The organism is Cupriavidus sp. SK-3 (genome assembly GCF_000611145.1).
GTDB lineage: Bacteria > Pseudomonadota > Gammaproteobacteria > Burkholderiales > Burkholderiaceae > Cupriavidus.
On record NZ_JFJV02000034.1, the window covers coordinates 1 to 14,533 of the forward strand.

A 14,533-nucleotide genomic window follows, 5' to 3' on the forward strand; every position below is an offset into this window, starting at 1 on the left:
AACAGCACACCACTCCCCCCACCCCTCAAGCAAACGTAATGGCATGCCGCCGATCCTCCCGATCCAAATGCGGCAAACTATTAAAACTAAGTAACCGCTGCGTGCCACGTCCGGCAATGATTTCGCAAAACGCAGTATTCCGAAACTGCAGGTTCAGCTCGATCGCCGTCTGGGCCGGCGCGTCCAGCAAGTCCGCCGTAGCGCGCCCGATGGCGCCGCCCGAACTCACCACCAACACCGCGTCTTCCCGTGCCGCCCCTTCCGTGGCATGGGCCAGGCTGGCGCGGATCCGTCCGCCAAAATCCGCCCAGGATTCAGGCATGCCAGCCAGTTGGTCCAGCGTCCACGCCTGGTACGCCGCGCGGAAGGTACGCCAGTAGTCGTTGTAATCGGCGTTCTGGTGGGCGCGGTGATCCGCACCGCCGGTGTGGCTGCGATACAGCGCCTCGCCGTCGTATTCGTTCAGGCCGAGATGGGTCTCGACACGTGCTGTGATCGCCGCCGGCGTACCGGACTCGACCGGCACATCGCCAGCCCCCATGCCGGCCAGGATCTCCATCGCCGTGTCCTGCTGGCGCACCAGCGAACCGGCCACCACTCGCTTGAACGCGATACCGCGCTCGCGGAAATACTCGCCCAGCCAGCGGGCTTGCTGCCGTCCGGTGTCGGAGAGGCAGTCGTAGTTGGCGGCGCCGAATGAGGCCTGACCGTGCCGTACCAGGAAGAGCGTTGCCATGCGTGATGTCGGCGCCGGAAGGCACCGCCGGAAGCGGTAATGCGGGAATCGGCACGCGGCGCGGTGGCGCCGCGCGAGGAGCAGGCATTGTATGGGCGCGGGACGTGGTGGCCAAGGGAAGCACCGGCGGATTCATAGCGGCCATTTCCGCGCTGCATTATCCCGCCGCCGGCCGGCGTTAATCCAGCGTCACCCCGGTATCGGCGGTCAGCTTGAGCACCCCCGGCAGGTAGGCCTTGTAGGCGCTCACGGCCTCGGCGGGCAGGTTGCCGATCGGCTCGGCGCCCATGTCCTCGATACGCTGGCTGATCTCCGGCGATTTCACCAGCGCGCTCACCTCGCGGCCCAGGCGCTCGACGATATCGTTCGGCGTGCGCGAGGGCACCAGCAGCGTGATGGGGCCGACCAGCCTGTACGGCTCGTCGGGGTAGCCGGCCTCGGTAAAGGTCGGCACGTCAGGCAGCGCCTTGGCGCGCCTGGTGCCGGTGACGGCCAGCGGGCGCAGCTTGCCGCTGGCGAAGTGCTGCTTCAGCGACGTCACCGAGCCGACCGTCACATTGACCTGGCCCGCCAGCAGGTCCGTCACCATCGGACCCTCGCCACGATAGGGCACGTGCAGGATATCGATGCCGTAGGTCTTGTCCAGGTAGGCCTGGATGGTGTGCGGCTGGGTGCCGGGTCCCCACGAGCCCATGCGCAGCTTGCCGGGCTCCTTCCTGGCATAGGCGATCAGCTCGGCCACCGTCTTCACCGGCAGCGCGCCGTTGACGGCTAGCACCGTGCGCGCCGTCGCCACGTCGGATACCTGCCGCAGGTCGGTGCGCGGATCGTAGGGCAGCTTCTTGTAAAGGGCCAGGTTGGCGGTGATGGGGCCGGGGATCGTCAGCAGCAGCGTGTAGCCATCGGGTGCGGACTTGGCTACATAGTCGGTGCCGATGATGCCGCCGGCGCCGCCTTTGTTCTCTACCACCACGGTCTGACCCAGCCGCTTGCCCAGGCCTTCCGCCAGCGTGCGCGAGAGCGTGTCGGTCAGGCCGCCGGCGGGGTAGGGCACGATCAGGTGAAGGGGTTTGTTGGGGTAGCCGGCCTGGGCTTGCGCGGCCAGCGGCAGCAGTGCCGCGCACGCGCACGCGAGCAGGGCAGCAGCTTTCTCGCAGAGCGGGCTGCGTAATGTCATGGTTTGTCTCCTCGGGGTCTTATTGGATCCGGCGCGCGCTCCGAGCAAGTGCGCGCGCCGTAGATGTCTTTCAGGCGGGAGTCATTGGCGGGGCGGCATGCCCGCGGAGCGTCATGGCGTCAGCCGGGCATTGCCAGGTAGCCGGCCACAAGGCGGGTCATCTCGCCAGGGAGGCGCTCGTCGTCGAGCGGCAGCGGGCCGGCATCGTTGAGGATGGCATTGACCACGATGCTGAACACGGCCTGCATGGCAAAGCGCACACGCAGTTCGGCCTGCTCGGGCGGCATCGGCAGGCGCGGCACCAGCAGGGCCACCATGCGCTCCACCACCGCCTGGCCGCTTTCCCGGTGCGGCAGCCATTCCTCCGGACGGATCGAGGCATGCTTGAGCGAAGCCTTGATCACACCGCGATTGGCGTGGCAGCCCAGTACCACGTAACGCATGATTTTTTCGAGCATGACGTCGGTAGGCACTTCCTCCCAGCGCTCCACGCGCAGGTAACGCGAGACGGATTCTCCAGTTTCCCGCATCACCAGCGTGCGCAGCGACTCGAAGAACGCCTGCTTGTCGCGGAAGCGGCCGTAAAAGGCCCCCACGGAGACTTCGCAGGCGGAGGCGATCTGCGCCACGGAAACCGCCGAGAAATCCCGCTGTGCCAGCAACTCGCGGCCCGCATCGAGCAGTGCTTGTTCCGTCTCGCGGGCACGCCGCTGGCGCGGCGGTTGCAGGATCGATGGGGTGGCTACGGTGGGGAACGCGGATGTCCCCTTGGAGGGCTTGGCGGGGGACGCTGCAGAGGACGAGATAGGCATGGCAAATTCCGTATGAGAATTCGGATTCGGTTTTGTGAACCATATGGTTACCACTGCGTTTCGTCAAGAGCAGGCCTATATTTCCAATATATGGAAATCAATTCCGATCTTTGACACAGAAAAAAACCGCACCCACACTGCAGTGCAAGGAGACAAGATGAACACGCCGGTCGAACAATTCATTGCCGAGCGCAGGAAAGACGACCCCTCTTTCGGCGGGCTGCTGGCCAAGGGGTTTGCCCTGCTGCGCTGCTTCATCGACGAGCCGCGGCCGCTGGGCAACGGCGAACTATCCGAACGCCTGCAACTGCCCCGCGCCACGGTGTCGCGCATCTGCCGCACCTTGTTCGAACTGGGCTACCTGGACTGGGACCCCAAACTGGACAAGTACTTCGTCGGCGCCCAGGTGCTGGCGCTGGGCTACCCCTACCTGGCCGGCCTGCAGGTGCGCCATGTGGCGCGGCCGCTGATGCAGGCGCTGGCGGACCGCATCGAGGGTGCGGTGTCAATGGGCGTGGCGCACCGGCTCGACGTGACCTACCTGCTGACCTGCACGCATAACGAGGGCACGCCCGCACGCCCTGGCGTGGGCGCGGTGCGCTCGGTGCTGAGCACCGGCATGGGCCGCGCCTTCCTGAGCACCTTGTCCAAGGCGGAATTCGAAACCCTGATGCAAGCCGCGCAGCGCGAGCGTCCCGAGGAATACGCGGCCTGCTACGACACTGTTTGCCACAACGTGGCCCACTACCCCAAGCGCGGCTTCGCCATCAACTTGGGCGACGCGGGCAGCGGCGTGCATGGCGTTGGCGTGTATTCGCGCATCGTCTACCTGAACCGCCCGCTGCTGTTCAACTGCGCCATTGCGGCGTCGCAATTGCGGCGCGGCATGCTGGAGAAAAAAATCGCGCCGATGCTGATGGAGATGACGCGTTCGATCGAATCGGTGACCGGGCTGCGGCAATAGCCGCGTCGCGCGCCAGACGACACACAGGCAGCGCCGGTACAGGCGTCCATCCTGAAACAAGCCTTCAAGGCAACCCGGAGACTAAGCCATGCCCGATCTAGATTCCCTGCTGAAACCGCGTTCGGTCGCGGTCATCGGCGCGTCCACGCAGCCCGACAAAGTGGGCGGCATGCCCATCCGCCTGCTGCGCGAGCTTGGCTATGCGGGGCGCATCTATCCCGTGCACCCCAGCGCCGGCGAGATCCAGGGCTTGCCCGCGTACCCGTCGATGGCCGCCATCGGCGAGCCCGTCGACCTTGCCATCGTGGCCGTGCCGGCCGTGGCGACGGAGTCTGTGATGGCGCAACTGGCACAGAACGGTACGCGCGCCGCGATCTTCTTTACCTCGGGCTTTGCCGAAGTGGGCGAGGAAGGCCAGGCCATGCAGCTGGCGCTGGCCGACAGCGCGCGCCGGCACCGCGTGGCACTGCTGGGCCCCAATTGCCTGGGTGCGATGAACCTGCGCGCGCGCCTGTTCGCCACCTTCTCGCCGATCCCGCTGACCGGCGCGCCGCCGGTGGGGGATGTGGGCCTGGTCAGCCAGAGCGGCGCGTTCGGCGCCTATGCCTTCGCGCTGGCGCGCGAGGCCGGGCTGGGGCTGAGCCACTGGGTGACCACCGGCAACGAGGCCGGGCTGCAAGTGGCCGACGTGATCGAATGGATGGCGCAGGACGACGACACCCGCGTGATCCTGGCCTATATGGAAGGCTGCCGCGACGGCCAGCGTCTGCGCCAGGCGCTAGCCGCCGCGCGCGCCGCCGGCAAGCCGGTGGTGATCACCAAGGTGGGCACCACCGAGGCCGGCGCGCGCTCGGCGCAATCGCACACGGCCAGCCTGGCCGGCGAGGATGCGGTCTACCAGGCCGTGTTCGACGAATACGGCGTGCACCGTGCCCATACGCTGGAAGATTTCTTCCGGCTCGGCTACACCTTGTCGCGCGGGCGGCGACCGGCGCGCTGGAGCAGCCCGGGCGGCCTGGCCGCGGACGCCGTGACGCCGGTGGCCATCCTCACGGTGTCCGGCGGGGTCGGCATCATGATGGCCGATCGCGCCGAGGAGCTCGGCATGCCGATGCCACCCATGCCGGCGGCGGCCGCGCAGGCGCTGCGCAAGAGCATTCCCTTTGCCAGCACCGCCAATCCGATCGATGTCACGGGCCAGGTGGTGGCCCAGCCCGCCGTGTTGCTCGATGCGCTGGCCGGTGTGGCTACCTGCGGCGAGTACGGTTGCGTGGTGGCTTTCCTGGCCGGTGGGGCCAACGCTCCGCGCCTGTGGGAAGAACTCCAGCGCACCATCGGCGCGCTGCACGAGGACAAGCGCGCCGCGCCGCTGCTGCTGTCCGGCGTAGTTGACGACGACAAGCGCGCCTGGCTGGAAGCGCACGGCTGCCTGGTGTTCCGCGAACCGGCCCACGCCATCGAGGCCGTGGCCGCGCTGGCCCGCGCGGCGGCGTTGGAGGCGGTGGCCGCAAGCCCGCCGGCCACCGAGCGTGTCGTGCCAATGGCTCCGCTGCTGCGCGATGTGCCGGAAGACGCCAGCGCACTGTCCGAGTTCGAAGCCATGCGCCTGCTGGCGGACGCCGGCGTGCCGGTGGCCCCGCACGGCCTGGCCCGCAATGCCGAGGAGGCCGTGGCCCTGGCGCGGCGCGTCGGCTACCCGGTCGTTGTGAAGCTGTGCTCGGCGCAGGTGCTGCACAAGAGCGACGTGGGCGGCGTGGCCCTCAACCTGACGGACGACACCGCCGTGCGCCAGGCCTTTGCGCAGATGCAGGCGGCACTGGCCCGGGCCGATGCCAGCTTGCCCTTCGAGGGCGTGCTGGTGGCGCGCATGGTGCGCGGCTGGGGCGAGCTGATGGTGGGCGTGCGGCGCGATCCGGTGTTCGGGCTGGTGGTGCTGGCCGGCATCGGCGGCACCGCCGTGGAAATTTTCCGGCAGATGGCCTTCGGCCTCGCTCCGCTGTCGCCGGAGCGCGCGCTTGCCATGCTGGAGCAAAGCCGCGCGGCGGTGCTGTTCGCGGGCCATCGCGGCAACCCTGTGCTGCCGCTGGCGCAGGCTGCCGGCTTGCTGGTGCGGGTATCGCAGTTGGCCGCCGCGCTCGGGCCCCGGCTCGATACGCTGGAAATCAATCCTTTCATCGTCGGCGCCGAAGGGCCGGTCGCGGCGGATGCCGTGATCACCTTGCTGCCGGCTGGGGCACCGGCGTGAACGAGATGGCGTAGCAAGGCAACGTACCGCCACCGCGCAACCACAGACCGGCACAGACCGGGCGCGCGGATGGGCTCGGACAAAAACAGGAGACAACCATCATGCATTTGCAAGCTGCAAGGGCCGCATGCGCGCCGGCGGCCAGTATTCCCCGCACCATCGGCGCCTGCGCCATGCTGATCGCGTTCACCGCCGCACCGGCGCACGCGGCGCCAGCGGAATCCGGCAAATTCCCCGACAGGCCGATCCGCCTCGTCGTGCCTTTCCCGCCAGGCGGCGGCACCGACGTGATCGGGCGGCTGGTGGCCGCCAGGCTTTCGACCGCGCTGGGCGGTACCGTGCTGGTGGAGAACGTGGCGGGCGCCACCGGCACCATCGGCTCCGCGCAGGTCGCGCGCGCCGCGCCGGATGGCTACACGCTATTGCTAGGCATCTCCGCCACGCATGCGATCGCGCCGGCGATCTTCCCCCGGCTGCCCTACGATCCCGTGCGCGATTTCGTGCCGGTGGGGCGCCTTGCCTACGGCGGCAATGTGCTGGTGGCGGGCCCGGCCTTCACGGGCAAGGACCTGCCGGCGCTGATCGCGCAGGCCAGGCGTCCCGGCGCGGACCTGGCCTATGGCTCCTGGGGACCCGGCTCGGGCGGCCACCTGGCCGGCGAGAGCCTGAACGTGAGCAGCGGCATCCATCTGCGCCATATTCCGTACAAGGGTGTCAGCCCGATGCTGACCGACGTGATGGGCGGCACGCTGCCGGTGGCCATGTCCGACCTGGCCGGCACCTTGCCGCTGATCCGCAGCGGCAAGGTCCGGGCGCTGGCGGTCACCGGATCGGAGCGCTCGGTGGCGCTGCCCGACGTGCCGACCTTCGCCGAGTCCGGCGTGCCGTTCCGCATCGATAGCTGGTTCGCGCTGTTCGCGCCGACCCGCACGCCGGCGGCCATCGTCGACCGGCTGGAGCGCGCCGTCGACGCCATCATGGCCGAGCCCGCCATGCAGGCTCAGGCCGCAACGCTGGGCATGCGCTTCACGCCGCAGCCGCGCGCCGCCTTTGCCGCGCAAATGCAGCAAGACATCCGCGCCTGGGCCGCCCTCGTCAAGACGAGCGGCGCCGCGCTCGAATAACTTCGCCAGGAGACAAACGCATGAACATGAATACGCCCCTCGCCCCGGCAACCCACGCCAGCCCGCAGCAGGCCCTCGTCGCCGGCGCGGCCTTTCCGCTCGCGATCTATGGCTACGCGCTGATCGAAACGCTGCGTACCTGCCGCCTGCAGACCTCGGTCGACGCGGCCACGGGCTACGGCCGCGCGCCGATGAATGCCCTGTCTGCCAGCGAGCGCCAGTGGACGCACGAGGACCGCGACATCGTCACCCCGGCCAACGACCTGCTGTACTTCTGCGGGTGGATCAACCTGGCCGAGGGCCCGGTGACGCTGCGCATCCCGCCGCTGCCCGACGCGGGGCGCTACTACGTGATCGAGCTGCTCGACGTCCACACCAACAACTTCGAGAACCTGGGCCCGCGTAACGTCGCTGCCGAAGGCGGCGAGATCGAGCTGACCGGCCCGGGCCAGCAGGCCAGCGGCAAGCATGCGGTGCAATGCCCCAGCTCGCTGGTCTGGCTGCTCGGCCGCGTGCTGGTGCAGGGGCCGCAGGACCTGCCGGCGGCGCGCGCTTTCGAGCAGGGCTTCGCGCTCACCCGCACGCCGGGCGCCGCGCGCCCGCGCTGCGTGGCGCAATGGCGCGACAGCGGCCGGCCCGCACTGGACTTCTTCCACAACCTCTTCAATGCGCTGCGCGAGTTCCCGCCGGCGGCGGAGGAACTCGGCCTGCTGACCTTGCTGCGCAAAGTGGGTATCCGGCTGGAAGACGAGACCGACCTGGCGGCATTGCGCCCGGCCGTGGTGGCCGGGCTGGAGAGCGCCTATGCGCAGGCCATGGCCGTGATCGAGGCGCATACGCGCAGCCAGGGCCGCAAGAGCTGGGGCTACAGCCTGAAGCTCGGCATGTACGGCGACGACTGGCTGCAGCGCGCCTGCACCGCGATGAAGGGGCTCGGCGCCCTGCGTGCCGACGAGGCGATCTACGCCATGGCCGATTTCGATGCCGATGGCCAGCCGCTCGATGGCCGTCACCGCTACGAGCTGCGCTTCGCGCCCGGCATGCTGCCGCCCGCGCAGGCATTCTGGTCGGTATCGCTGTACGGCGAGGACCGCTATTTCAGCGCCAACGAGATCGGGCGCTACGCGGTGGGGGACCGCACGCCGGGCCTGCGCATGGAGGCGGACGGCAGCCTGGTGCTTCCCATCTCGCATGCGCGCCCGCCGCAGGAGGACAACTGGCTGCCCGCGCCCGCGGGGCCGTTCTACCTGATCCTGCGGCTCTACCATCCGGCCCGGTCGTTCCTGGACGGCCAGTACACCATCCCGGCCGTACGCCGCATCGACTGATAGGAGCCTGCAATGGAAGCCACCATGACCCGTGCCGGAACCGCCACGCCCGCCCATGATGCGGTGCGCTACACGCTGCCCCTCTACGAGATGGCGCGCATGCGTGCCGCCACCTGCCCGCGCCGCAACAGCGCGGGTGCATTCGCCGCGCCGCAGCCCGATGCGCCGGTGCGCTGGATCAATCATTTCATCCACACCCGCCAGCTGCTCGGCCCGCAGCATCGCCAGGTGGTCACGCCCAACAACGACACGCTTTACAGCAACGCCTGGCTCGACCTGTCGCAAGGGCCGCTGCTGCTGGACGTGCCCGACAGCGCGGGCCGCTACTACGTGCTCGGACTGCTCGACTTCTATACCAACCCCTTCGGCTACATCGGCACCCGCACCACCGGCAACGGGCGCGGGCGCTTCCTGCTGCATGGTCCGCGCTGGCACGGCGACGTGCCGGCGGGAGCCACCGCCATCGCCTGCCCGACCGATGCGGTCTGGCTGCTCGGCCGCGTGCTGGTGGACGGCGAGGCCGACCTGCCGGCCGTGCATGCGCTGCAGGACCAGTTTCGCCTGAGCACGCTCGACGGCGCGCCCGCCGCGCGGCCCTTCGATGTCGGCATGCAGCCGGGCGAGCACCTGGGCGATCCGCGCCGCTACGCTGAAGTCGTCAACCAGGCGTTGCGCGAGAATCCGCCGCCGGCGGCCGAAGCCGCGCTGGTGGCAGGCTTCGCGCAGTCCGGCATCGGTGCGGATTGCGGCGGGTCCGCGCCTGGCGACGCCGTGCTGGCGCGTCTGGGCACCGCGATCAAGGAGGTGCTCGCCGAACTGGCGGCGCCGCTGCCCTCCGACCTTGGCGGTGGCTGGACCCTGCCGGTGGAAATCCGCGAATCGTTCGGCGCGCGCTTTGCCGAGCGCGCGCTGGTGGCGCGCAACTATATTGGCGCGCTTGGCGTGGAAGAGGCGATGTACGTCATGGCCGATCGCGACAGCGAGGGCGCACCGCTCGATGGCCGCACCGGCTACGAACTGGCCTTCGCGGCGGATGCGCTGCCACAGGTAGGCGCGTTCTGGTCGCTCACCATGTACGACAAGACCGACTGCATGCTGGTGGACAACGCGCTCGGACGCTACTCGCTGGGCGACCGCTCGCCGAGCCTGCGCTACGACGCCGACGGCAGCCTGCGGCTGCACCTGTCGGCGTCGCCGCCGGCCGATCCCGCAGCGCGGGCCAACTGGCTGCCGGCGCCCGCGGGCCCGTTCTACGTGACGCTGCGGCTGTACGTGCCGCAGCCCGCGCATCTCGACAAGACCTTCGTCTATCCGCCAATCCGTCCGCTGGCTGGCGCGGCTTCGGTCGGGGAGCCATCATGAAGCCGGATCCGCAAAGGCGGCACGTGCTCAAGGTGGCGTGCAACGCCTTGGTGTTCGCGGCGGCCGGCACCATGCTGACGCCGCTGCATGCCGAGGACTATCCGTTGCGCCCGGTGCGCCTGATTTCGCCCTACGGCCCCGGTGGTTCCAACGACATCTCGGCGCGTTTGCTCGGCGAAGGGCTCAGCCGGAAATACAAGCAACAGTTCGTGGTGGAGAACAAGCCCGGTGCCGGCACGCGCGTGGCCAACGAGCAGCTCGCCCGTGCCACGCCGGATGGCTACACACTGCTGTGGGTGGCGGCGCCGTTTGCCATCAATGCCGCAGCGGGACTCTCGCAGCACTACGACATCCACAAGGATTTCGTCGCCGTGGGGCCGCGCGTGCTGGGGCCGGTCTTCCTGATCGTCAACGCCGATTCGCCGGTGCGCACGGTGGCCGACTTTGTGCGCATGGCGCGCGAGAAGAAGGACGGCGTGACTTTCGCCTCGCCGGGCGTCGGCTCGGGCCCGCACCTGACCGCCGAACTCTTTGCGGCCCAGGCGAAATTCAAGGGCCTCAACGTACATTACCGGGGCGACTCCACCGCCTACACCGAGCTGCTGGCCGGCCGGGTCGATGCCACGCTGACCGCCATCACCACCGCGCTGCCGTTTATCAAGGCTGGCAAGCTGCGCGTGATCGCGGTGTCCGCGGAGCAGCGCACGCTGGTCTATCCGGACGCGCCCACGTTTGGCGAGCAGGGATTTCCCGGCGTGGTCGGGTACGGCTGGTTCGGCCTGATGGCGCCCGCCGGCACGCCGGCGGCCGTGGTGCAGCAACTCAATCGCGACGCCAACGCGGTGCTGGCCGATGCGCAGATGCGCAGCAAGCTGCTCGGGTTGGGGTTGCAGGCGGAGGCGGGCGACAGTGCTTCGTTCGCGCGGTTTATCGATGCCGAGGTGGCGAAGTGGGGGCCGCTGATCAGGTCGGCGGGGATCAAGCTCGAATAAGGCGTGGCGTGGCGTGGCGCGGACGCGCTGTCGCCTCAGCCGAACTGCTGGCTCAGCTCGTCCTTCATCCAGTCCACGAAAACGCGCGTGCGCGCCGGCAGCAGCCGCGCGTTCGGATAGATCAGCGACAGCGGCCAGGGCGGCTGCTCGAATGCTTCCAGTACGATGCGCAGCTTTCCCTCGGCCACCAGCGGCGCCACCTGGTAAGACAGGAAATTCCCGAAGCCCGCGCCGGCGGCGCAGGCCGCCACCGCTGGCGCCGTCTGGTTGAATTCGAGATTGCCGCTGACGGCGACGTAGAAGGGGCGCCCTTCCTGCTGGAAAGTCCACCAGTGCGCCGCATTGCCGATGAAGCGCACGCAACTGGCATGGGTCAGTGCGTCGGGGTGTGCGGGCACGCCATGCTCGCGCAGGAAGTCCGGGGTGGCTACCACCACGCGGCGGATGCGGCCGACCTGCCGGGCCACCAGCGTCGAGTCCGCGAGCGGGCCGATGCGCACGCCCACGTCGATCTCTTCCTCCAGCAGGTTGACCACGCGATCGCTGAACTCCATCCGGCAGTGCACCGCGGGGTAGCGCTGCACAAAGCGGGTTACCGCCGGCGCCACGTGCATCTGGCCGAACAGCACCGGCGCGGTCAGTACCAGTTGTCCGCTCGGCTCGACATGGCGCGCGCTCAGCACGGCCTCGGCTTCGTCGATGGTGGCGAGGATGCGGCGGCAGCTATCCAGGTAGGTGCGCCCTTCGTCGGTGAGCGACTGGCGGCGCGTGGTGCGGTTGAGCAGCCGGACCTGCAGTTCCGCCTCCAGCGCGGCGAGCGTGCGCACTACCGCCGGCAGGGAAGTGTGCAGGGCGCTGGCGGCAGCGGTGAGGCTGCCTTCGTCGACCACCTTGACGAAAGTCTGCATGGCGCGGAGTTTGTCCATGCGTGTCACATTACTACGGTTTTTGGAGTAGTCAACTGCATTCTGCCCCATTTATTGCATGCTGGAAGGCGCCCAGAATGATCTCCATCCCCCCAACCACCAGGAACCGAGATGTCCGCCACCACCCCAGATAGCACCACGATCGCTCCCCCCGCCGAGCCGCTGGTGCTCTATCACATGTCTCTGTCCGGCCACGCACACCGGGTGCGCCTGCTGCTGTCGCTGCTGGGGCTGCCGTACCGCCTCGTGGAGGTTGACCTGCGCGGCGGCGAGCATCGCCGCGAGCCCTTCCTCAAGCTCAACCCCTTTGGCCAGGTTCCGGTGCTCGACGACAACGGCACCGTGCTGGCCGACTCCAATGCCATCCTGGTCTACCTGGCTATGCGCTACGACGACGGCCGCTGGCTGCCGCGCGATCCGGTGGGCGCGGCCGCAGTGCAGCGCTGGCTGTCGGTGGCGGCGGGCGAGATCGCCTTCGGGCCTGCCCGGGCACGGCTGGCAACCTTGTTCGGTGCCCCGGTGGCGGTCGATGACGCCATTGCGCGCGCGCAGCGGCTGTTCGCGGTGATGGAGCCGATACTGGCCGCGGCGCCGTTCCTCGCCGGCGCGTCGCCCACGCTGGCCGATGTGGCCGCCTACAGTTATATCGCGCGTGCCGAGGAGGGCAATGTCCCGCTGGCGCCGTATCCCGCGCTGGGCGCCTGGCTGCACAGGATGGAGGCGCTGCCGGGGTTCGTGCCGATGCCTGTTTCCGCGGTGGGCCTCGCGGCTGTCGCTTAGGCGCAGTGCTGCCCCGCCCTGCCCCGCACCGCACCGCACCGCAAAGGAGGATGAAATGGACCTGCAAGGATGGCCGCATGCCGAATCGCCTTTTCATGCCGGGGAGCAAGCCGCGCAGCAGCGCGCCGGCAGCCGCGAGAAGATGGAGGCGGCCGGGCGGCGAGTGGTCCGGCCCGCCATGCCGGAGCAGCATCGCCTGTTCTTCGCCCAGTTGCCTTTCGTGGTGGTGGGGGCCGTGGACGCAGCGGACATGCCCTGGGCCACCGTGCTGAGCGGCGCGCCGGGCTTTATGCAGGCGCCGGATCCCGGCCACCTGCGCATTGCCGCGCGGCCGCTGGCGGACGATCCGCTGGCGCATGCCCTGGGCGCCGGCGCCGACATTGGCCTGCTCGGCATCGAGTTGCATACGCGCCGCCGCAACCGCATGAACGGCCGCATTGCGGCGGAGGACGAGAACGGCCTGACGGTGGCGGTGGAGCAGAGCTTCGGCAATTGCCCGCGCTACATCCAGCTGCGGCACTGGCGCGAGGCCGGCGCGGACGAGAGCGGGACCGCTGCCGTGTGGCATGGCGACGCCCTGGATACCGGGGCGGTGGAGGCGTTGCGCGCTGCCGACACGATCTTTATTGCCACCCATCATCACGATGCCGCGTCTGGCCACAGCGGCGGGGCGGACGTGTCGCACCGGGGCGGCAAGCCGGGCTTTGTCCGGGTCGACGGCGCCCGGACCGTGACCTTTCCGGATTTCAATGGCAACAACTACTTCAATACCGTTGGCAACCTTGTGGCCAACCCGCGCGCCGGGCTGCTGGTCCCGGATTTCGAGCGCGGCGGCCTGCTGCACCTGAGCGGGCACAGCGAAATCGTCTGGGAAGGCCCGGAGGTCGAGCGCTTTGACGGTGCCGAGCGGCTGGTGCGCCTGCATGTGGAGCGCGTGGTGAGGCGCTCGGGGGTGCTGCCGCTGCGCTGGCAGTTCGAGGCTATGTCGCCGTGGGTGGCGCAAACGGGCAGCTGGGAGGCTGCGGCGGAGCACTGAGGCGGCGCATGGGGCCCTGGCGGGCTTGCCAGCGGCTCCTTTTGTTGTATCCGGCATACATTTGGCGCCCTTGCCAGGCTGTGCGCTGGTGCGCACTCCGCCTTGCTGCCGCGCGGCAGCGAGGCGGGTGCCGGCGCAAGTGTTGCAATCGCGGCACTTTCCCGGTGCATGCGCTGCTGTTCAAGCTCGGGCAATTGCCCTATCGTGACGTCCTTCCCCGCCACATCTGCGCGGCGATTTCACCGTCTTGTCCCGTTTTGCCGCGGTTTGTCCATGTCCCGCTATCTTTCACGCGTTGCCTGCCGCCTGCGCTCGCTGGCGCGCGGTTATCAGGTGCCCCCGGTGCTCCCGGTGCTGCTGGCCCTGGCCGCCGCGCTCGCCGTGGCGCCGCAGTCCGCTCCGGCCGCCGGGCATGTCGCCGAACATGCCGTCGAATCCGCCGCGATACCCGGCGTTGCCGACGCGCCCGCGCCGGGCCATCGCCCGCGCGTGTGCCTGGTGCTGTCCGGGGGCGGCGCGCGCGGCTATGCGCATATCGGCGTGATCAAGGCGCTCGAGAAGATGCAGGTGCCGATCGACTGCATCGCCGCCACCAGCATGGGCGCGGTGGTGGGCGGCTTGTACGCCAGCGGCTTGTCGGCCGACGAGTTGGAGGCGCGGTTGTCGCATATCAACCTGAGCGATATCGCTTTCGACCGCAACGAGCGTGCCGAACTGCCGCAATCGCAGCGCGAGGACGACCTGCAATACCCGATCGGGATCTCGGCCGGCTACGGCGACGGCAAGATCAAGCTGCCCACCGGCCTGGTGCAGGGCAACCGCCTGCTGGCGCTGCTGCAGAACTGGACCGTGCAGGTGCCGGCCGAAGCCAGCTTCGACAAGCTGCCGACGCCGTTTCGCACCATTGCCACCGACCTGGGCACGGGGGCCCCGGTGGTGCTCGACCATGGCTCGCTGCCGCGCGCCATCCGCGCCAGCGTGGCGGTGCCGGGATTGTTCGCGCCGATCAAGGTGAACGGGCGCACGCTGGTCGACGGCGGGCTGGTCAGCA

General features: G+C 69.1%; 13 protein-coding genes. 9 read left to right on the top strand and 4 right to left on the bottom strand.

The window, feature by feature from the left end:
• Positions 1–25 precede the first annotated feature (25 nt).
• From CF70_RS03460 to CF70_RS03470, 3 genes are all read right to left on the bottom strand, one after another.
• Positions 26–736: a histidine phosphatase family protein gene (locus tag CF70_RS03460; protein ID WP_035860417.1), complete on the bottom strand. Its 711-nt coding sequence runs from the start codon at positions 734–736 to the stop codon at positions 26–28.
• 178 nt (positions 737–914) lie between these two features.
• Entirely contained in the window at positions 915–1,913 is a 999-nt protein-coding gene (locus tag CF70_RS03465; protein ID WP_035860420.1) for a Bug family tripartite tricarboxylate transporter substrate binding protein, read from the bottom strand.
• Positions 1,914–2,032: 119 nt separating this feature from the next.
• Positions 2,033–2,725 (bottom strand): TetR/AcrR family transcriptional regulator, encoded by a 693-nt coding sequence (locus CF70_RS03470; RefSeq protein ID WP_035860422.1) that lies wholly within the window; start codon positions 2,723–2,725, stop codon positions 2,033–2,035.
• A 157-nt stretch (positions 2,726–2,882) separates the two neighbouring features.
• On the opposite strand from CF70_RS03470, the gene CF70_RS03475 reads away from it, so the two are divergent.
• The 6 genes from CF70_RS03475 to CF70_RS03500 all read left to right on the top strand — a co-directional run bounded on the left by CF70_RS03475 (position 2,883) and on the right by CF70_RS03500 (position 10,740).
• A complete protein-coding gene (locus tag CF70_RS03475) occupies positions 2,883–3,689 on the top strand; it encodes an IclR family transcriptional regulator (protein WP_035860426.1) in 807 nt (268 codons plus the stop codon).
• Positions 3,690–3,777: 88 nt separating this feature from the next.
• A complete protein-coding gene (locus CF70_RS03480) occupies positions 3,778–5,934 on the top strand; it encodes an acetate--CoA ligase family protein (protein ID WP_035860427.1) in 2,157 nt (718 codons plus the stop codon).
• A gap of 101 nt (positions 5,935–6,035) precedes the next feature.
• Entirely contained in the window at positions 6,036–7,058 is a 1,023-nt protein-coding gene (locus CF70_RS03485; RefSeq protein WP_235184867.1) for a Bug family tripartite tricarboxylate transporter substrate binding protein, read from the top strand.
• A gap of 26 nt (positions 7,059–7,084) precedes the next feature.
• The gene (locus CF70_RS03490; RefSeq protein WP_051648020.1) at positions 7,085–8,386 is read left to right on the top strand and encodes a DUF1254 domain-containing protein; all 1,302 of its coding nucleotides are present in this window, start codon (positions 7,085–7,087) and stop codon (positions 8,384–8,386) included.
• Positions 8,387–8,398: 12 nt separating this feature from the next.
• Positions 8,399–9,748 (top strand): DUF1254 domain-containing protein, encoded by a 1,350-nt coding sequence (locus tag CF70_RS03495; protein WP_051648015.1) that lies wholly within the window; start codon positions 8,399–8,401, stop codon positions 9,746–9,748.
• 71 nt (positions 9,749–9,819) lie between these two features.
• Positions 9,820–10,740, top strand: coding sequence for a Bug family tripartite tricarboxylate transporter substrate binding protein (locus tag CF70_RS03500; protein WP_051648021.1), 921 nt, complete (start codon positions 9,820–9,822; stop codon positions 10,738–10,740).
• 35 nt (positions 10,741–10,775) lie between these two features.
• Here the strand turns inward: CF70_RS03500 and CF70_RS03505 are convergent, their stop codons facing one another.
• A complete protein-coding gene (locus tag CF70_RS03505) occupies positions 10,776–11,666 on the bottom strand; it encodes a LysR family transcriptional regulator (protein WP_035860434.1) in 891 nt (296 codons plus the stop codon).
• A 111-nt stretch (positions 11,667–11,777) separates the two neighbouring features.
• Here CF70_RS03505 and CF70_RS03510 point away from each other — a divergent pair, with 111 nt between their 5' ends.
• From CF70_RS03510 to CF70_RS37295, 3 genes are all read left to right on the top strand, one after another.
• Positions 11,778–12,446, top strand: coding sequence for a glutathione S-transferase family protein (locus tag CF70_RS03510; protein WP_051648016.1), 669 nt, complete (start codon positions 11,778–11,780; stop codon positions 12,444–12,446).
• Between the two features lie 55 nt (positions 12,447–12,501).
• Positions 12,502–13,482 (top strand): pyridoxamine 5'-phosphate oxidase family protein, encoded by a 981-nt coding sequence (locus tag CF70_RS03515; RefSeq protein ID WP_035860436.1) that lies wholly within the window; start codon positions 12,502–12,504, stop codon positions 13,480–13,482.
• A gap of 273 nt (positions 13,483–13,755) precedes the next feature.
• On the top strand, positions 13,756–14,533 hold a 778-nt coding region (locus CF70_RS37295), incomplete at its 3' end, for a patatin-like phospholipase family protein (protein ID WP_235184868.1).